The organism is Catellatospora chokoriensis, from assembly GCF_011297315.1.
GTDB classification, from domain to species: Bacteria; Actinomycetota; Actinomycetes; order Mycobacteriales; family Micromonosporaceae; genus Catellatospora; species Catellatospora citrea.
The window spans coordinates 181,312-200,707 of the sequence record NZ_JAAOTI010000002.1; the positions used below are offsets into that span (position 1 = coordinate 181,312).

Here is a 19,396-nt window from a genome sequence, read left to right on the forward strand (position 1 = left end):
GAGTTCGCATGCAACGACGCATCGCGGTTGTCGCTGTGTTCGTCATGATCGCGCTCGCGGCCTGCGCCTCCCCCTCGAAGCCCGCGGCCGGTGGCACCGCCTCGACCCCGACCCCGACCTCGTCGCCCGCCCCGGCGGTGACGCCCACCGCGGCCCCGTCGCCGTCGATGTCGATGTCGGTGCCGAGTGCCTCGCCGACGGTGGCCCCGGCGCCGCCGACCCCCAAACCGGCCCCGCCGGCGACCTCGGCCAAGCCGATCAGCTGCACGGGCAAGATCGCGCAGACCAGGCCGGTCGCGAGCGGCGCCGGTCCCGGCGGCTCGCTGGTGTCGACCGGCTCGCCCGCGGTGGCGCTGACCTTCGACGACGGGCCGGACCCGATCAACACCCCCAAGATCCTCGACGAGCTGAAGCAGTGCGGGGTGAAGGCCACCTTCTGCGTCGTCGGCTTCCGGGCCCGGGACCACCCGGAGATGATCACCCGGATCGCCGCCGAGGGCCACACCCTGTGCAACCACTCCTGGCAGCACCTGTTCGACCTGGCCAAGCGGGATGACGCGTACATCCGCAAGGATCTGGAGAACACCAACAAGATGATCCTGCGGGCCGCACCCGGCGCCCGGGTCGCGTACTTCCGCGCTCCCGGCGGCAACTTCACCACCAAGCTGGTGAGGATCGCGTCCGAGCTGGGCATGAAGTCGATCTACTGGCACGTGGACCCGCGCGACTGGGAGAGCGCCAAGTTCGGTAAGGGCACGGCGATGGTGAACCACATCATCGCGGCGGTGGAGCGGGACGTGCGTCCCGGCTCGATCGTGCTGTCGCACGACAACGGCAAACCCGACACCATCGTGGCGTACCGGACGCTGCTGCCCTGGCTGAAGGCCCGCTACACCCTGATCGCGCTCCCCGACGCCCCGCCCCCACCACCGTCCCCGGCGCCCGCGACCCCCCTGCCCTGACGCCGCCGCGCGCCGCGGCCCTCCCACACCGGCGCAACTCTTGAAGAGTCGCGCCGTCCGGGACGTGCTCAGGCCGCAACTCCTAAAGAGTTGCGGCCTGAGATGGACGCGGCGCGCGGTGCGGGGTGGTGGTCAGTGGTCCGACAGGGTGCCGTGCTCGACGCAGGTGGCGGTCCAGCCGGTGGGCACGACCTGGACCTTCATCCGGCGGCGGCAGTGTGTGCAGAAGCGCGGCGGCTCCAGCTCGCGGGCCGCCTGGCAGCCGTGGTGCGGCGCGCCGTCGGCGGGTTCGCCGCAGCGGTCGCAGTAGGCCGTCTCCACGGTCGGCCTCACAGCGTCGCGGACAGGGCCTTGACCGGCATCTTCAGCTCGGCCAGCAGGTCGAGGTCCGAGGTCGCCGGGCGGCCGAGGGTGGTCAGGTAGTTGCCGACGATCACCGCGTTGATGCCGCCCAGCAGGCCCTCACGGGTGCCCAGGTCGCCCAGGGTGATCTCGCGGCCGCCCGCGTACCGCAGGATGGTGCGCGGCAGTGCGAGCCGGAACGCGGCGATGGCCCGCAGCGCGTCCTTGGGGTCCATCACCGGCTGGTCGCCCAGCGGGGTGCCCGGCCGGGGGTTGAGGAAGTTCAGCGGCACCTCGTCGGGCTGCAGCTCGGCGAGCTGCGCCGCGAACTCGGCGCGCTGCTCCAGGGTCTCGCCGAGGCCGATGATGCCGCCGCAGCAGACCTCCATGCCGGAGTCGCGCACCATCTTCAGAGTGCCCCAGCGCTCCTCCCACGAGTGCGTGGTGACCACGTTCGGGAAGTAGGACCGGCAGGTCTCCAGATTGTGGTTGTAGCGGTGCACGCCCATGTCCACCAGGTCGTCGACCTGCTCCTGGCTCAGCATGCCGAGGCTCGCCGCCACGTTGATGTCGACGGCCTCCTTGATCGCCTTGACGCCGTCGCGCATCTGCTGCATGAGCTTGGCGTCCGGGCCGCGTACGGCCGCGACGATGCAGAACTCGCTCGCGCCGGTGGCCGCCGTCTGCTGGGCGGCCTTCACCAGCGACGGGATGTCCAGCCACACCGAGCGCACGGGGGAGGAGAACAGGCCCGACTGCGAGCAGAAGTGGCAGTCCTCGGGGCAGCCGCCGGTCTTCAGCGACACGATGCCCTCGACCTCGACCTCGGGCCCGCACCAGCGCATGCGGACCTCGTGGGCCAGCTGGAGCGCGGCGGGGATGTCCTCGTCGGGCAGCCGGAGCACTTCGAGGATGTCGGCCTCTTCGAGGCCTTGTCCCTCGGCGAGGACACGGGTGCGGGCGCGGTCGAGTACCGATACTGAGCTGGTCGACATGGGCGTACCCTACAACGCGGCCTGTTCGGGTCGGCCAAAGGCCGAGTGACTGAGGTATGGATGGGTTGAACCATGGGCGACTGGCTGGCGACGCTACGCCGCAAGGCCGACCTGCGCGAACGCGCCGGGTTGCGCCGGGAACTGCGTCCGCGCGCCGGTGACGACGCTCTCGTCGACCTCGCCGGCAACGACTACCTCGGCCTGGCCCGCCACCCGCGGGTGCGGGCCGCCGCGGCGGCCGCGCTGGACGAGTATGGCCTCGGCGCGACCGGCTCCCGGCTGGTGCGCGGCAGCACCGACGCGCACACCGCGCTGGAGTCCGCGCTCGCCGCGTGGCTGGGGGCCGAGCAGGCGCTGGTCTACTCCAGCGGCTACCTGGCCAACCTGGGCGCGATCCGGGCCCTGTGCGGCCCGAACACGCTGCTGGTCTCCGACGCGCACAACCACGCCTCGCTGATCGACGGCTGCCGGCTGGCCGGGGCGCAGACCGTGACGTTCGCGCACGGCGACCCGGCCGACGCGGGCCGCGTGCTCGCGGCGCACCCCGGCCGGCCCGCGGTGGTGCTCACCGAGTCGGTGTTCTCCGTCGACGGAGATCTCGCCCCGCTGGCGGAGCTGCACGCGGCCTCCCGCGCACACGGGGCGCTGCTGCTCGTCGACGACGCGCACGGGCTCGGCGTGCTCGGCCCGCAGGGGTCCGGCGGCGTGGTCGCGGCCGGACTCGCGGGTGAGCCCGACGTGATCGTCACGGCGACCCTGTCCAAGGCGCTGGGTGGTGCGGGCGGCGTGGTCGCCGGACCCGCCGCGCTGATCCGGCACCTGGTCGACACCGGCCGGACCTTCATCTTCGACACCGCGCTGCCGCCCGCGATCGCCGCCGGGGTGGGCGCGGCGCTCGACCTCGCCCTCGACGGCGCGCCGCTGCGCGCGGTGCTGCACGAACGCGCGGCCGCGATCCGCGACACGTGCCGGGCGGCGGGCCTGACCGTCACCGACCCGGCGGGTGGTGTGGTGTCCGTCGAGGCCCCGTCGGCCGAGCAGGCCTGGGCCTGGGCCGGGGCCTGCCGGGAAAAGGGCGTGGCAGTAGGGTGCTTCCGCCCGCCGTCCACACCGGACAGTCGCTCGCGGTTGCGGCTGACGATCAACGCAGGCGTGCCCGCGGCGGACTTCGCGCGGGCCTTGGAGATCATCGTGGAGGTGCGGCCATGACGGCGCTGACGGGGATCGTGCTGGTCACGGGCACGGACACCGGGGTGGGCAAGACCATCACCACAGCCGCGATCGCCGCCGCGGCAACCGCTTCGGGGGTACGCACCGCGGTGGTCAAACCCGCGCAGACGGGCATCGACCCCTCCTACGGCGAGGTGCCCGACATGGCGGTGGTGGCCCGGCTGGCCGCCCCCGCCACCACGGTCACCCTCGCCGAGTACCCGGACCCGCTCGCGCCGACCGCCGCCGCCCGGGTCGCCGGCCTGCCGCCGCTCGACATGTTCGCGATCATCGACCAGGTCAAGAGCATCGCGGCCGAGCACGAGCTGACCCTCGTCGAGGGCGCGGGCGGGCTGCTGGTGCCGATGGGCCTGCACCCCGGTGGCGCGGTGTGGTCGCTGGCCGACCTCGCGGTCGCGCTGTCCGCGCCCGCGGTCGTCGTCGCGCGGGCCGGCCTGGGCACCCTCAACCACACCGCGTTGACCCTGGAGGCGATGGCCCGCCGCAACATCGCCGGCCGTGTCGTGCTCGGCGCGTGGCCCGGCCGCCCCGAACTCGTCCACTACGCCAACCTGTCCGACCTGCCCGAAGAGCTCGACGGTCTGCTCCCCGAGGGCGCCGGCGACATCGAACCCGGGGTCTTCCGCCGCAGTGCCCCCGGCTGGCTCAGCCCCACCCTGTACGGCGACTGCGACGACCCGCGCACCCTGGCCGAGCCCGACGAGGACTGACCCGGCGCCGTACCCCCGCAGCCACCCACCCCACCAAGGTCACTCGACTTGCCTGGCACCTGTGGGAATGGGCCTTCAAGATACGCACGAGTGCCAGGCAAGTCCGACGATCATGAGCCGCGCCGCGCCGGCGGGCGGGTCAGGGGCGGCGGATGGTGAAGGTGTCGGGCATGCGGAAGCTGAGGTTGTCCGGGCACCAGGGGGCGCGGACGACCTCGATGTCGCGGAGCAGGGGTGCGGTCTCGGCGACGACGACGGCGGCCTCCATGCGGGACAGCTGCGCGCCGACGCAGCGGTGCGCGCCCGCGCCGAAGGCCAGGTGACGCCGCGAGCCGCGCTGGCCGGGCACGAAGTCGTGCGGGTGCTCGGCGACCGCGAGCCCGGCGCGGGCCAGCCACAGCACGACGCTCGCACCGGCGCGCACCGGGAAGCCGTCGAGTTCGGTGTCCCGGGCGGCCACCCGCCGCCAGGTGGGGATCGGCGGCACGAGCCGCAGCCCCTCCTCGACCACGTCGTCCACGCCCACGGTGCCCCGGGCCAGGCCGTCGAGCACGGCGGGCTCGCCGGACAGCCGGTGCAGCAGCAGGGTGAGGAACTGCGAGGTGGTCTCCTGCCCGGCCACGAGCAGGAAGAACAACGCCCCGACCGGCGTCTCCTTGGGCAGCCCGGCCTCGGCGGTGTGCGCGCGCAGCTCGCCGACCATGCCGCCGGCCGTGGCAGCGAAGTCGCGCAGCACCGTGTGGAACCGGCCGACGGTCTCGGCCAGTGCCAGCTGCCGGGGCGTGTCGAGCGGGGCCCAGAACAGCTCCAGCGCGGCCCGGGAGAACTCCTTGACCACGGCCGCTTCGGCGTCAGGCAGCTCGACGAGCTTCGCCAGCACCAGCAGGGGCAGGTCGGCGGCGAGGTCGGCGTACAGGTCGACGGGCTCGCCCGTGCGCAGCCGCGCGGCCAGTGTCGCGACGCGGCGCCGGACCACTCCGGTCAGCCAGGGGCGCAACGCCTCGACCCGAGCCGGGTGCAGGGCCTGCGCGGTGATCTCACGGATCGCCGGATGGGACACGCCGCCGTTGTTGGCCAGCGTGGCGGGCAGCTTGAAGCCGTACGAGGCGAGCACACGCAGCGCGCTGACCGGCATGGGGCTGATCGCGTCGAGGGCGTTGTCGGGCCGGAAGGTGTCCGGGTCGGCCAGCACCTGCTTGACGAGCCGGTGCTCGCTGACGACGACGTGCGCGACACCGACGTGGTCGGTCACCTCGACGGTCGCTTCGGCCCGCCCGTCGTTGTCGAAAGGCTGGTCCCAGGTACGGAACAGCACTCGGACACCGTACTAGGCGGGGTGAGCGACCGTTCAGGCAAGGGCTCGCGGGGTGATGACGGTGATGCCGGTCGGGGGCGCCTCGCCCATCGCGGTCAGCGCCGCGGGCACCTCGTCGAGGCCGATGGTGCGGGTGACCAGCGCGTCGGGGCGCAGCCGCCCGGACACGACGAGGTCGAGCATCGGACCGTAGTCGGCGGCGGCCATGCCGTGGCTGCCCAGGATCTCCAGCTCCCAGCCGATGACCCGGCCCATCGGCAGCTCGGGCGCGCCGTGGGGGAGCAGGCCGACCTGCACGTGCCGACCGCTGCGCCGCAGGCTCAGGATGGCCGCGGCACAGGTCGCCGGGCTGCCCAGGGCGTCAACGGTCAGGTGCGCCCCGCCGGTCAGCTCGCGCACCGCCGCGACCGGATCGGTCTCGCGGCTGTTCACGCAGGCCTCGGCGCCGTGTTGCCGGGCGAGGTCGAGCGCGCCCGGGGAGACGTCGACGGCGACGACCCGCGCGCCGTACGCGGCGGCGATCATCACGGCCGACAGCCCGACGCCGCCGCAGCCGTAGACGGCGACCCACTGCCCTGCGGCGACCCGCCCCTGCGCCACCACCGCGCGGTACGCCGTGGCGAACCGGCAGCCCAGCGCTGCCGCGGCGGCATATGACAGCTGCTCGGGCAGGCCGACCAGGTTGAGGTCGGCGTGGTCGATCGCGACGTACTCGGCGAACGAGCCGCGGTGGGTGAAGCCGGGCTGGGTCTGGTGCTCGCAGACCTGCGGCGCGCCCCGGCGGCACGGCTCGCAGCCACCGCAGCCGCAGACGAACGGCACGGTCACCCGGTCGCCGACCCGCCAGCCGGTGACGTCCGCGCCGACGGCGTGCACGGTCCCGGCCAGCTCATGGCCGGGCACGTGCGGGAACGTCGCGATGTCGGGGTCGTGGCCCATCCAGCCGTGCCAGTCGCTGCGGCACAGCCCGGTCGCCTCGACCTTGATCACGCAACCGTGCGGCAGCGCCGTCGGTTCGGGCAGCTCACGCACGTCGGGCTGCTGTCCGAAACCGTCATAGGCGACCGCGCGCACGTGTTCCCCTCCCACCGGGCACCGCGGCCGGTGCTCCGGTCGCGGTGCCCAGCAGACTACGTCGCTACTGCGCCGCCGGGTAGGGCTCCGGGCGGCGGTACGCGACGCCGAGCGCGTCGAAGCGCGCCAGCATCACGTCGAGCCGCTGCCGGAAGTCGCCCAGCTCGGTGCGGGTGCCCCAGCCCGCCTCGGCCACCGCGGACATCCGCGGCAGCAGGTTGTACGCCGCCCGGCCGACCGTCGGCAGGTACTCACCCCACAGGTTGCCCTGCACGCCGAGGACCCGGTTGGCGCCGGCCGGCAGCTCGTCGGGTTCGGGCTGGTAGGCGTACACCTTCTCCAGCGGCAGCAGGCCGCCGATGTTCACCGGCTCGCCGGGCGCGTCGGACTCGTAGTAGTCGAGGTAGACGTGCTCGCACGGGGTGGCGACGACGTCGTGCCCAGCAGCCAGGGCGGCGGTGACGTGGTCCTGGTGCCGCCACGCCATGACCACGGCCTCGGCCGGCGCGCCCCGGCCGACCAGCTCGTCCCAGACCACCACCCGGCGGCCGTGCTCGCGCAGGTGCGCGGCCAGTTCGGAGATCCACCAGCCGAGCAGGTCCTCCGGCTCGGTCAGTCCGAGCTCCTTCATGCGCGCCCGCGCGCCCGGGTTGGCCGACCACTCCGCGGGTGGCACCTCGTCGCCGCCGAGGTGGATCAGCGTCGACGGGAACACGTCGACCAGCTCGTCCAGCACGTGCTTCATGAACTGCACGGTGGCGTCGTCGCAGTTGAGCACCGTGTCGTAGATGCCCCACCGGGTGCCGGTGGCCAGCTGCGTGCCGGGGTTGTTGCCCAGCTCGGGGTAGGCGGCGATGGCGGCGGTGGTGTGCCCCGGCAGGTCGATCTCGGGCACCACGGTCACCCCGCGCCGGGCCGCGTACGCGACCAGCTCGCGCAGCTCGTCCTGGGTGTAGTGGCCGCCGTGCGGGGTGCGGTCGGCCTGCTTGATGTTCTCGTGGCCGATCGGCGACTCCCGCCGCCACGCGCCGACCTCGGTCAGCCGCGGGTATCGCTTCACCTCGAAGCGCCAGCCCTGGTCCTCGGTCAGGTGCAGGTGCAGCGTGTTCATCCGGTGCATGGCGAGCAGGTCGACCACGGTGCGCAGCCAGGACACCGGCTGGTGCCAGCGGCCGACGTCGACCATGATGCCGCGCCACGGATACCGGGGCCGGTCCTCGATCTGCGTGTACGGCAGGGTCCACGCGATCCCGGCGGCGGGGGTCGCCGCGTACGCCTGCGGGGGCAGCAGCTGGCGCAGTGCCTGCACGGCCCAGCGCAGCCCGGCGAGGGTGCCCGCGACGGCGCGCACGCCGGTGCCGTCGACGGTGAGCCGGTAGCCTTCGTCGCCGAGTCCGGCCGTGTCGTCCAGGGTGAAGGCCAGCTCGGCGTCGTCGCCGCCGTCGGCCAGCGGCAGGCCGGTGGCCGGGCCGAGCAGCTCCCGGAGCAGGTCGGCGATCTCTGCTGGGGCGCTGACCGTGGTCTGCGGGGTGAGCGTCCGCTGTCCCGGGGCCGGCGCGTACGAGAGGGGTTGCGGGATCAGCACGGCGGCTCCTCCAGGTAACGACGCCTAGAAAACGATTTCGGGAACAACAGGGTGACCGTAGTACAGCTTCTTAACAGTAGTCAAGATCCACAACTGGCGGATGCCCGTTGTCAGGCAATGGTCAGCGGCGGTGTGCCCGGCGACGGGAGAGAACGTTTTCCGATTTCTCTTGTGTGGCGGAGAGCACATGCCCTATCTTCTGCGTCATCGATGGGGGAAACGGTTACGTAAGTCCGCTGTAGTACTGACGTAAAGAGGATGGATCATGCACCTGTCCCGCCGTCACCTGCTGCGGGCAGGCAGCGCCTCCGCACTGGGCGCGCTGACCCTGCCCCTGCTCCCGGCCGGCCCGGCGTACGCCGCCGACGAGTACGACACGCTGCGCCTGCGGTATCGCGACAGCATCACCGGCACCGGCTTCAACCCGGCGGTGGAGCCGTACGCCTCGCGCCTGGCCGTGATCGGCGAGATCGCGACCCAGCGCCGGGCCGCGATGACCCCCGGCGGCGCCGCGCTGTGGCCGGACCTGCCGCTCGACGTCTCGTCCTCGGTCACCGGCAGCTACTCCCGCCTGCGTGCCATGGCGATGGCCTGGGCGCAGCCAGGCACCGGCCTCACCGGCGACGCGACCCTGCTCGGTCAGATCGTCACCGGTCTCGACTACCTGCACACCAAGATTTTCAAGCCGTCGACCAGCTGGTTCGGCAACTGGTGGGATTGGAACATCGGCACCCCGCAAACGCTGCTCGACATCATGGCGCTCGTCTACGACCACCTCACCGCCACTCAGGTCGCCGACTGGCTCGCCGCCGTGGACACCTTCACCCCGTCGGTGTCGCCGCTGCTCAACGGCGGGGCGAGCACCGGCGCGAACCGTTCCGACGTGTGTGTCGTGGTGGTGCGGCGCGGCATCCTCGGCAAGAACGCCGCGAAGATCATCGCCGGGCGGGACGGTCTCTCTCCGATCTTCACGTATGTGCGCACCGGCGACGGCTACTACGAGGACGGCTCCTTCATCCAGCACGGCGTGGTGCCCTACCAGGGGACCTACGGCGCGGCGCTGCTGTCCGGGCTCGCGGGGCTGTTCGGCCTGCTGGCCGGGTCGACCTGGGCGGTGAGCGACCCCCACCGGCAGATCGCCTTCGACGCGATGACCCGCTCCTGGGCCCCGTTCATCTACAACGGCCTCGTCATGGACTGCGTCAGCGGCCGGGGCGTCAGCCGCGGCCTGTCCCTGCAGGACCCGCTGGGCATTCAGGGTGACGACCACGTGCGCGGCCACGGCCTTGTCGCGAGCTTCGTGCGGATGGCCGACGCCGCGTCCACGGCCGAGGCCGCGCTGTGGCGGGGCATGGTCAAGGGCTGGATCCAGCGCGAGTACTGGGGCAACCTCGCCGACGACCAGACGCTGAGCGTGCCGACCCTGGCCGCGTGCCTCGCGATCCGCGACAGCGCGTCGGTCACCGCCGTCGCGGAGCCCGTCAGCCACCGCCTGCTCGCCGCGCAGGACCAGGCGGTGCACCGCCGCGCGGGCTGGGCCGCGTCCATCGCCATGTGCTCCAAGCGCACCACCTACTACGAGACCGGCAACGGCGAGCACCTCAAGGGCTGGCACACCAACAACGGCATGCTGTCGTACTGGGGCTCGACCTGGGGCAACGGGCAGTACTCGGACGCGTTCTGGCCGACCGTGGACCCGTACCGGCTGCCCGGCACGACGGTGTCGAAGAAGGCGCTCGCCGACGGCGCGGGCGGCACCTGGGGCGCACCCGACCCCGGCACCAGCTGGGTCGGCGGCGCTTCCGACGGAACCTTCGCCGCGCTCGGCCAGGACACCCGCGGCCTGGAGTCGACGCTGCAGGCGAAGAAGTCGTGGTTCTGCCTCGACGACGGCATCGTCTGCCTGGGCGCGGGCATCAGCAGCACCGACGGCGTCGCGGTCGAGACCGTCGTGGACAACCGCAACCTCGGCGGCGGCACCGGCAACCAGCCGCTGTACATCAACGGCGCGACCCAGCTCGCGACCCTCGGCTCGGCCACCTTCACCGGGGTGAACTGGGCGCACAACGCCTTCGCGGGGATCGTGTTCCCCGGCGGCGCGACGGTCAAGGCACTGCGCGAGTCCCGCTCCGGCAGCTGGTCGCAGATCAACACCGGCGGCACCACCGAGGTGCTGACCCGCAAATACCTCACGCTGTACGTCGACCACGGCGTCAACCCGACCGCGGGCTCCTACAGCTACCACCTGCTGCCCGGCGCGGACACCGCCACGACCGCCGCCCGCGCCGCCTCACCCACCGTCACCGTGCTCGCCAACACGGCGAACGCACAGGCGATCAGCGACACCGCCACCGGGATCACCGCCGCGAACTTCTTCGCCGCGGGCACCGCCGGGCCGATCACGGTCAGCGCCCCCTGCTCGGTGCTGATGCGCGAGTCCGGCGGCCAGCTCAAGGTCACCGTGGCCGACCCGACCCGCAACGCCACCACGGTCACCGTCACCATCGCCCGCAGCGGCTTCAGCACCGCCTCCGGCGACGGGCGCATCACCGTCACCGGACTCAACCCGATCACACTGGTGGCCGAGGTCGGCGGCGCGCTCGGCGGCTCCCGGAGCATCACCTTCGGCACCGGCGGCCCCGTCACCGGCGGCCGGCACCTGAGCCTGTCGCCCACCGCCGACGCGCACACCCGCGACGGCAGCTACGCCACCACCAACTACAACGGCGCCACCCTGGAGGTGAAGAACGACGGCGTGGGATACGCCCGCAAGGCGTTCCTCAAGTTCGACCTCACCTCGCTGGCCGCCGCGCCGAAGCGGGCGGTGCTCTGGGTCAGCGGCAACACCGCCGACTCCGTCGGCACCCACACCAGCATCAGCGCGTACGCCGTCAGCGCCGACAGCTGGACCGAGTCCGGGATCACCTGGAACACCGCACCGGCGCTGGGCGCCCAGCTGTCCACGGCGCCCCTGTGCCAGGTCGCCGACTGGATCCCGCTCGACGTCACGCCGTTCGTGCAGGCCGAGTGCGCGGGGGACAGGACCGCGACCATCGGGCTGTGGCAGGCGGCGGTCGGCCGGGCGACGGTGCTCAACAGCCGCAGCAACGCCACCCGGCCCGCGTTCCTGCAGGTCGTCACCGGCTGAAGGATTCCTTCGCGCGGAACGGTCTGCCTGTCGACCGGCGTGGACAGAACGGATGAGGACGCGTAGGGTAAACGCTTTCTAGAATCGTTTCCCCTGCTCTCCTCATCCTTCTGGGGTTCCTATGAACAAGCGGCCCACCATTCGCGACGTCGCGGCGATGGCCGGGGTGTCGGTGGCGACCGTGTCCCGGGTGCTCTCCGGCGACTACCCCGTCGCCAACGCCACCCGCACCAAGGTCCAGCGGGCCGTGCGCGAGCTGGACTACGTCGTCAACGCCCACGCGCGGGCGCTGTCCGGCTCCACTTCCAACGTCGTCGCGCTGGTCATGTACGACGTGGTCACCCCGTTCTTCGCGTTCATCGCCTCGGGCGTGGAATACCAGGCCACCGAGTCCGACCGGCTGTGCCTGGTGTGCACCACGCACGGCGACCCGGACCGCGAGCTGGAGATCGTCAAGCTGATGCGCGAGCAGCACGCCGACGCGGTCATCCTGGTCGGCGGCGTGAACATGACCGACGACTACCGCGAGCGCATGTACCGCTATGCCAAGGGCCTGGAGGACGCGGGCAGCCGCCTGGTGCTGTGCGGCCGCCCCTCGCTCGGCCCGGACTTCCCTGCCATCACCGTCGAGTACGACAACGCCGGCGGCGCGTTCTCGGCCACCAGCCACCTGCTCTCCTCGGGCCACCGCCGGATCGCGATGCTGGGCGGCCCGATCGGCAACACGACCTTCGACGCCCGCCTCGACGGCTACCGCCGGGCCCTGGAGGCCTTCCGGACGCCCGTCGACCCGGCGCTGATCACCCACGGCGACATGAGCCAGGACTCCGGCTTCCGCCAGGTCCAGCGCCTGCTGGCCGACGGCGTGGAGTTCACCGCGATCTTCGCCGCCAACGACTTCGTCGCCGCGGGGGCGATGCGGGCGCTGCGCGCGGCGGGCAAGAGCGTCCCCGACGACGTCTCCGTGATCGGCTACGACGACACCCCGTTCGCCCCCGAACTCACGCCGGCCCTGACCAGCGTCCACCTCCCGCACGAGGAACTCGGCCGCACCGCCGTCAAACTCGCCCTCCAGCGCGGCGATGGCTCCGCCCGCCAGCACGTCATGCTCGGCACCCACATCGCCATGCGCGACTCCGTCCGCCCCCTGATCTGAGGCGAGACGAAGGAACGGCTTGATCGCCGTTTCGTGTCGGAACCTGCGGTAGGACCCGAGGTTCCGACACGAAACGGCGATCATCGCGGCCGGTGGGGGCGGTAGGGGTGGTTACTTCACCGCACCGGCGGTGAGGCCGGCCTTCCAGTAGCGCTGGAGGCTGAAGAACGCCACGATCAGCGGCAGGATCGCCACCAGCGAACCGGTCATCAGCAGCGGGTAGTACAGGTCCTGATCGGTGTTGATCAGCTGCCGCCACATGAACAGGCCCAGGCCGACCGGGTACAGCTCGTGGTCGGACAGCATCAGCAGCGGCATGAAGAACGCGTTCCAGCCGCCGGTGAAGCCGAACAGGAACAGCGTCGCGAAGGCCGGGCGCAGCAGCGGGAACGCGATCTGCCAGAAGGTGCGCAGCTCGCCCGCGCCGTCGACCCGGGTGGCCTCCAGCAGCTCGTCCGGCACGTACGCCTGGCTGAACACCCGGCCCAGGTACACCCCGAACGGGCTGGCCAGGCCGGGCAGGAACACGCCCCAGAAGCTGTTCGTCAGGCCCAGATCCGAGGCCATCAGGTACAGCGGCACCGTGGTGACCGCGGCGGGCACCAGCACGCCCAGCAGCACCAGCCCGAACCAGCGCTCCTTGCCGGGGAACCGGAACTTGTCGAAGGCGTACCCGGCCAGGATCGAGATCATCGAGCTGACCAGCGCGCCGACGCCGGCGTAGAGGAAGCTGTTGAGCAGCCAGCGCAGGAACAGCCCGTCGTTGAAGGTGAACAGCGCGACCAGGTTCTCCCACAGCCGCACCCGGGCGAATTCGAACCCGCCGGTGGAGTACAGGTCGGCGTAGCCCTTGGTCGCCGCGACGACCAGCCACGTCAGCGGCAGCACGGTCCACAGCATGGCGGCGATGAGCACGCCGTTGACGACGCCTCTGCCCAGCAGCGGGGAGGCGGACCGGGTGCGCCGCCGGTCGCCGGGCCGGGTCGCGTGGTCGGCGGAGGCCGCCCGGTCGGGGCGGGTCAGCGTCTGCGAGGGGCTCATAGCGTCGCGCCCTTCTTCGAGAATCGGGTGACCAGGAACGACGCCACGGCAAGCACCACGGTCAGGATCAGCGAGGCCGCGGCCGCGCCGCCCATGTCGTACGCCTTGGTGAGCTGGTAGATGTACAGGCTCGGGGTCCACGCCTGGTCGATGGTGGTGGCCGCGTCGCGCACGATGAACGGCTCGGTGAACAGCTGCATCGCGCCGATGACGGTGAACAGGACCGCCAGCACCACCGCGCCGCGGATCATCGGCGCCTTGACCGACCACGCGATGCGGATCTGCCCGGCGCCGTCGACGGTGGAGGCCTCGATGACCTCGCGCGGCACGGCCTGCAGCGCGGCGAAGAAGATGATGACGTTGTAGCCGGTGTGCATCCAGGTGGTCAGGTTGGCCACCGCGCCGACGGCCCCGGCGTCCGAGCCGAGGTGGAACGGGATGCCGACCTGCTCCAGCGCGTCGATGATCGGGGACAGGCCCGGGGTGTACAGATACGTCCAGATCATCGCGGCGATCAGGCCGGGCACGATGTTCGGCAGGTACAGCGCGAGCTGGAAGAAGCGCTTGGCGCGGGCGTACGCCGAGTCGAGCAGCAGGGCCAGCACCAGCGCGATGCCGATCATGACGGGGATGTAGACCAGGCAGTAGACGCCGACCGTCACGAAGCTGCCGAGGAACTGCCCGTCGGTCAGCGCCCTGGTGAAGTTGTCCAGGCCGACGAAGACCTGCTCGGGCTCGCCGCCGAGGCCGAGGCCCGACGTCTGCTCGCGGTGCAGGCTCAGCCAGCCGCCGTACCCGATCGGCGCGAGGGTGAAGGTGAAGAACAGCAGGAAGAACGGGGCGGTGAAGAGCGCGGCGACGCCGTACTGGCGGCGGGCCAGGCCGGAACGGGTGGGGGGCATGAGCGCACCTCCTTTCAGCAGCTAGAGCGGGGCGGGCGCCGCTGCCCGAGGACAGCGCCGCCCGCCCCGTGATCGTCAGGACGCGTTGATGCCGCGGCCCTTCAGGTCGGCGATCGTCTTGGTCTGCACCGGGCCGTACACGGCCGGGAGCTGCTGCTTGCCCGTCTGCACGAGCTTGAACTGCTCGCCGATACCGTCGAACACGCCGCGCATGCCCGGACCCCACACCCAGCCGGTCTTGATGGTCGGCAGCGCGGTCTTGGCCACCGCGTAGATGTCCTGGCCGCCGAAGAACGTGGTGTCGAAGTTCTTCGCGGCGACGTCGGCCAGCTCCGGGATGGCGGGCAGCGTCGAGCTGGCGCCGCTGGCCAGGCGGGCCTGGATACCCTCCGGGGTGGTGGTCATCCAGGTGATGAACTTCAGCGCGGCTTCCTTCTTCTTGCTGGTCTTGCTCACGCCGAAGGACGAGCCGCCGACCATGGCCGACGCCGGGGCGGCGTCCCACGAGGGCAGCGGGGCCGAGGCCCACTTGCCGGCCTGGTCCGGCAGGCCCGCCTTGAGGCCGCCCGCGGCCCACGCGCCGCCGAGCTGGGTCCACACCTGGCCGGCGGCCTTGCGCTTCTGCACTTCCTCCGCCGGGACGTTGGTCACCAGGTCCTTGGTGATCAGGTCCTGCCAGTAGCCGGCGACCTTCTGCGACTCGGGGGAGTCGAGGGTGACCTTCCAGGAGTCGCCCTGGATGCCGAACCACTTCGCGCCGGCCTGCCAGTTCAGCGACACGAAGTTAGCCGAGTCGGTCTGGTTCCAGTCGGTGATGCGCGACTTCGGGTCGGCCTTCTTCACGGCCTCGGCCGCGGCCTTGAACTCGTCCCAGGTCTTCGGCACGGCGATCTTGTGCTGCTCGAAGAGGTCCTTGCGGTAGAACATGACCATCGCGCCCGCGTCAAGCGGCACGGTCCAGGTCTTGCCCCCCAGCGTCACCAGCTCCTGGATCGGGGCCGGGTACTTCGACTTCACCAGGTCGGTGATGTCGCCGGAGATGTCGGCCAGGTTGCCCTGCGCCAGCATGTCCGGGAGCATCGCGTACTCGACCGTGGCCACGTCCGGCGCGTTGCCCGCCTTGACCGCGTTGGTGAGCTTGCCGTAACCCTCGGCGCCGCCCGGGATCTGCTCGAACTTGACCTGCACGTCGGTGTGGGTCTTGTTGAACGCGTCCGTGACCTCCTGCGAGGCGCGCAGCCAGGACCAGAAGGTGACCTCGGTGACGGCGGATTTGTCGGCGGGGGTGTCGGTGCCCTTGCTGCAGCCGGTCGCGACCAGAGCCATGGAAACCATGGCGCCGGCGAGCGTCGCGGCTGCCTTCATCGATCGGGTCTTCATGACCGCTCCTTTGCGGGGGGAATGGATCGTAGCGGAGGTTTTCGCAGTTCAGAGCCCCGACCCTGGGGCCCGGGAGTGATGCCGGGGAAGTGGCTCAGATCACCGTCCCCGGCGGAGACAGAAACTAAACCGGTTTCTATGACGACGTCAAGTCGTCGTTTCCATCTCGTTGCAATCGGCACGCAAACCCAGTGTTGACCTCGTAAACGGATGCGGCTACGGTCCTGAATCCGTACAGCAACCGTTTACTAAAGATCGCTAGGGAGAAGCCGTGAGCCAGCCGGACCGCCCTGCCGGGCTCATCGTGATGTCGCCGCCGGCGGCAGGCGCGGTGTTCCCCGCCGACCTGCTGACCCGGCTCGACGGCTCGTTGCGCCTGCTCACGCCCGATCCGGTCGGCGGATTCGACGCTGTGGCCGGGGTGCTGTCCGAGGTGGAGATCCTGCTGACCGGGTGGGGCTGCCCCCGGCTCGACGATCACGTGCTGGACGCGATGCCCCGGCTGCGCGCGGTCGTGCACGCGGCGGGTTCGGTGAAGCTGCACGTCGGCCCGGAGGTCTTCGCCCGCGGCATCGCGGTCTCCTCGGCCGCCGACGCCAACGCCGAGCCGGTCGTGGACTTCACCCTCGCGGTGCTGCTGCTGGCGGGCAAGCGCGCCTTCGCCTTCGCCCGCCGATATGCCGAAGGCCGCCAGCCGACCTTCGCGGTCAACGAGCGCGCGGGCAACGACGGGCGGGTCATCGGGGTGGTCGGCGCGTCCCGCATCGGCCGACGCGTCATCGTGCGGCTGCGCACGGCCGGGTTCCGGGTGCTGGTCAGCGACCCGCACCTGGACCCGCTGGACGCGGCCGCGCTGGGCGCGGAGCCGGTCGGGCTCGACGAGCTGTGCCGCCGCAGCGACGTGCTGACCCTGCACGCACCGGAGCTGCCCGAGACCGTGCGCATGATCGACGAGCGGCGGCTGGCCATGCTGCCCGACGGCGCGATCGTCATCAACACCGCGCGCGGGGCGCTCATCGACACCGAGGCGCTCACCCGCGCCTGCGCCGACGGCCGGATCGACGCGCTGCTCGACGTCACCAGCCCCGAGCCGCTGCCCGCCGGGCACCCGCTGTTCGCCATGCCCAACGTGTGGATCACCCCGCACCTCGCCGGGGTCCAGGGCACCGAGGCCCGCCGCCTGGGCGCGTACGCCGTCACCGAGGTCGAGCACCTCGTCGCCGGTCGCCCGATGTCCGGCGAGATCCGCGCCGACCAGCTCGCCGTCCTCGCCTGACCCGGACCGGTGCCCCGCGGGACGCGCGTCCCGCCCCGCGCCACACCGCGGCCCAGGGCCGCATTGTGCGCATCGCCCGCGACACCGGACCGGGCGGCGGCCTCACCAAGGTCGTTCGACTTGCCCGGCACCTGTGCGAAAGGCCGTCCAAGATACGCACAGGTGCCAGGCAAGTCGGGGGATCTAGAGGGCGGCGGATCGGAGGTGGGATAGGAGGAAGGCGGTGATTTCAGCTTCGTAGTGGGCGTGGGCGTAGCGGCCGGCGGGGCCGGTGTGGGCGCCGGAGCCGAGTTCGGGGCGCAGGTAGAGGGGGCCGTCGTCCGGGGTGGCGGTGGCGCGCAGGCGGGCGACCCACTTCGCGGGCTCGTGGACCATCACGCGGGGGTCGTGCAGGGCGCCGGTGGCGAGCAGTGCCGGGCGTCTGCCCTGCGGCAGGTGGTTGTAGGGGGAGTACGCCCACATCCAGTCGAACTCATCCGGCTTGCGGGGGTCGCCCCACTCGTCCCACTCGTTGACGGTCAGCGGGATGTCCGGGTCGAGCATGCTGGTGATCACGTCCACGAACGGCACCTCGGCGACGACCGCGGCCCAGCGTCCCGGCCGCCGCGTGTAGACCGCGCCCTGCAGCAGGCCGCCCGCGGACAGCCCGCGGGTGGCCAGGCGCGACCCGTCGGCGATGCCGTCGGCCAGCCAGTCGGCGACCGCGAGGTGGTCGGTGAAGGTGTTGGCCTTCGCGGCGAGGTGCCCGTCGAGCCACCAGCGGCGGCCGTTCTCGCCGCCGCCGCGCGGGTGGGTCAGCGCGTACACCACCCCGCGGTCGAGCAGGCTCGGCAGCACCGGATCGAACTCGGGGTCCAATACGGACTCGTAGGCGCCGTACCCGTAGAGCAGGGCGGGGGCGGTGCCGTCGAGCGGGGTGTCCGCGCGCCAGGCCAGGGTCACCGGCACGGCGGTGCCGTCCGGGGCGGTCGCGTGCCGTCGCGCGGTCCGGTACGCCGTCGCGTCGTAGCCCGGCACCTCGCGGCGTTTGCGCAGCTCGCGTACGCCGGTGCAGAGGTCGACGGAGTGCCAGGACGGCGGTTCGGTCAGGGATTCGACGACGACCGTGACGGTGGTGTCGCCGTACTCCACCGGGGTGGCCAGCCGGATGTGCCCGGCGTCGATCTCCGCGGCCATCTCGACCACCGCCCCGGTCGCCCGGTCCACGGCCCGCAGCAGCGGGAAGCCGTCGCGGCGCAGCTCGACCAGCCAGTGCCGACGCAGCGCGTGGCAGGCGGTGATCCGCTCGCCCGGCCGCGGCGCGAGCAGTTCGGTCCAGTGCTCCGGGCCGGGGGTCGCCACCGGCGCGGACATCACCCGGAACTCGGGCGCGCCGTCGTCGGTGACGATGACCAGCCGCCCGTCGGCGTGGTCGACGCTGTAGTCGACGCCCTTGCGCCGCGGCGCGACGAGCACCGGGGCCGTATGCGGGGCGTCGGCGGGGATCATCCGCCACTCGGCGGTGTCCCGGCTGCGCGCCTCGATCATGATCCAGCGCAAGTCCCGGGTGGTCTGCACGGTCAGGTCGAACCGGGCGTCGTCCTCCTGCAGGACCAGCACGTCCGCTTCGGGAGACGTGCCGATGAGATGCCGCCACACCTGGTGGGGGCGGAACAGGTCGTCGTGCACGGTGTAGAAGAACGTGCCGGAGTCGGCGCTCCACGCCCCCGTGTAGTACGTACGCGGGAGTTCCTCCGAAAGGTCAGTCAACGTCGCCAACTGGAGGAACTTCAATCGATACACCTCATCACCGGTGGTATCCACTGAATACGCCAGGAGCGTGTTGTCGGGGCTCAACTCCCGCAATCCGATCTCGGCGAACCCGTCGGGACCCGCCAGCCAGGCCCCGTCGAGCAGCACCCGGTCCGAGTCACCGTCATGACCAGCTTGTAAGAACTGCTCGTACTCACTTCCCGCGACGGTCCGGGTGTAGTAGAAACGTGAACCATGTCTCCAACTGACTGAGTCATCAGTCGGAAGGAGTCGTCGCTCCACCTCGTGAAAGACCTCGGTCTGGAGGCCCTCCAACCGGTTCGCGGCGGCATCGTAGTACCCGCGCTCGGCGCGCAGGTAGGCGAGAAACCGCGGGTCGGAATGGTCGCGCATCCACCCGTAATCGTCGGTCCACCGGCGTCCGTGCAGCTCGTGCTCGTGGGGCTCGCGCGGGGCGACCGGCGGGACGGCGGTGTTGTCGAGATCGTGCGGCATGACCGGGCACCCTACCCGCCACGCCCCCGGGCA

At 71.7% G+C, this 19,396-nt stretch carries 15 protein-coding genes; 6 read left to right on the forward strand and 9 right to left on the reverse strand.

The features are described 5' to 3' along the window. The first annotated feature begins 8 nt into the window (after positions 1–8). Positions 9–962 carry a polysaccharide deacetylase family protein gene (locus HAV39_RS03390; RefSeq protein WP_239120370.1) on the forward strand — a complete coding sequence of 318 codons (954 nt, stop codon included), beginning with the start codon at positions 9–11 and terminating at the stop codon, positions 960–962. Between the two features lie 132 nt (positions 963–1,094). On the opposite strand, the gene bsaP is transcribed toward HAV39_RS03390, so the two are convergent. After that, positions 1,095–1,283 (reverse strand): biotin synthase auxiliary protein BsaP, encoded by a 189-nt coding sequence (bsaP, locus tag HAV39_RS03395; RefSeq protein WP_191837686.1) that lies wholly within the window; start codon positions 1,281–1,283, stop codon positions 1,095–1,097. 8 nt (positions 1,284–1,291) lie between these two features. Then, on the reverse strand, positions 1,292–2,299 hold the full coding sequence (gene bioB / locus HAV39_RS03400) for a biotin synthase BioB (RefSeq protein WP_191837687.1): 1,008 nt from the start codon (positions 2,297–2,299) through the stop codon (positions 1,292–1,294). A 72-nt stretch (positions 2,300–2,371) separates the two neighbouring features. Between bioB and HAV39_RS03405 the strand changes: the two genes are divergently transcribed. Next, positions 2,372–3,508 (forward strand): 8-amino-7-oxononanoate synthase, encoded by a 1,137-nt coding sequence (locus HAV39_RS03405; RefSeq protein WP_191837688.1) that lies wholly within the window; start codon positions 2,372–2,374, stop codon positions 3,506–3,508. Next, entirely contained in the window at positions 3,505–4,239 is a 735-nt protein-coding gene (gene bioD / locus HAV39_RS03410; protein WP_191837689.1) for a dethiobiotin synthase, read from the forward strand. The genes HAV39_RS03405 and bioD overlap by 4 nt, the downstream gene beginning before the upstream one ends. Positions 4,240–4,378: 139 nt before the next feature. Here bioD and HAV39_RS03415 read toward each other — a convergent pair whose 3' ends face one another. The 3 genes from HAV39_RS03415 to HAV39_RS03425 all read right to left on the reverse strand — a co-directional run bounded on the left by HAV39_RS03415 (position 4,379) and on the right by HAV39_RS03425 (position 8,213). Continuing rightward, positions 4,379–5,554, reverse strand: coding sequence for a cytochrome P450 (locus HAV39_RS03415; RefSeq protein WP_191837690.1), 1,176 nt, complete (start codon positions 5,552–5,554; stop codon positions 4,379–4,381). Between the two features lie 33 nt (positions 5,555–5,587). Beyond that, on the reverse strand, positions 5,588–6,628 hold the full coding sequence (locus tag HAV39_RS03420; RefSeq protein ID WP_191837691.1) for a zinc-dependent alcohol dehydrogenase family protein: 1,041 nt from the start codon (positions 6,626–6,628) through the stop codon (positions 5,588–5,590). Between the two features lie 64 nt (positions 6,629–6,692). After that, positions 6,693–8,213, reverse strand: coding sequence for a beta-N-acetylhexosaminidase (locus tag HAV39_RS03425; RefSeq protein WP_191837692.1), 1,521 nt, complete (start codon positions 8,211–8,213; stop codon positions 6,693–6,695). 265 nt (positions 8,214–8,478) lie between these two features. Between HAV39_RS03425 and HAV39_RS03430 the strand changes: the two genes are divergently transcribed. Together HAV39_RS03430 and HAV39_RS03435 are read left to right on the forward strand one after the other, a co-directional pair. Beyond that, positions 8,479–11,361, forward strand: a complete 2,883-nt coding sequence (locus tag HAV39_RS03430; protein WP_191837693.1) for a polysaccharide lyase family 8 super-sandwich domain-containing protein — start codon at positions 8,479–8,481, stop codon at positions 11,359–11,361. Between the two features lie 121 nt (positions 11,362–11,482). Further along, entirely contained in the window at positions 11,483–12,517 is a 1,035-nt protein-coding gene (locus HAV39_RS03435) for a LacI family DNA-binding transcriptional regulator (protein ID WP_191837694.1), read from the forward strand. Positions 12,518–12,628: 111 nt separating this feature from the next. On the opposite strand, the gene HAV39_RS03440 is transcribed toward HAV39_RS03435, so the two are convergent. The 3 genes from HAV39_RS03440 to HAV39_RS03450 all read right to left on the reverse strand — a co-directional run bounded on the left by HAV39_RS03440 (position 12,629) and on the right by HAV39_RS03450 (position 15,840). Then, positions 12,629–13,558 (reverse strand): carbohydrate ABC transporter permease, encoded by a 930-nt coding sequence (locus tag HAV39_RS03440; protein ID WP_191837695.1) that lies wholly within the window; start codon positions 13,556–13,558, stop codon positions 12,629–12,631. After that, positions 13,555–14,460 carry a carbohydrate ABC transporter permease gene (locus HAV39_RS03445; RefSeq protein ID WP_191837696.1) on the reverse strand — a complete coding sequence of 302 codons (906 nt, stop codon included), beginning with the start codon at positions 14,458–14,460 and terminating at the stop codon, positions 13,555–13,557. Before HAV39_RS03445 ends, HAV39_RS03440 begins: the two co-directional genes overlap by 4 nt. A 75-nt stretch (positions 14,461–14,535) precedes the next feature. Next, positions 14,536–15,840, reverse strand: a complete 1,305-nt coding sequence (locus HAV39_RS03450) for an ABC transporter substrate-binding protein (RefSeq protein ID WP_191837697.1) — start codon at positions 15,838–15,840, stop codon at positions 14,536–14,538. Between the two features lie 271 nt (positions 15,841–16,111). On the opposite strand from HAV39_RS03450, the gene HAV39_RS03455 reads away from it, so the two are divergent. Continuing rightward, positions 16,112–17,116: a hydroxyacid dehydrogenase gene (locus HAV39_RS03455; RefSeq protein WP_239120369.1), complete on the forward strand. Its 1,005-nt coding sequence runs from the start codon at positions 16,112–16,114 to the stop codon at positions 17,114–17,116. 183 nt (positions 17,117–17,299) lie between these two features. Here HAV39_RS03455 and HAV39_RS03460 read toward each other — a convergent pair whose 3' ends face one another. Then, positions 17,300–19,363 (reverse strand): S9 family peptidase, encoded by a 2,064-nt coding sequence (locus HAV39_RS03460; RefSeq protein WP_191837698.1) that lies wholly within the window; start codon positions 19,361–19,363, stop codon positions 17,300–17,302. Positions 19,364–19,396 lie beyond the last annotated feature (33 nt).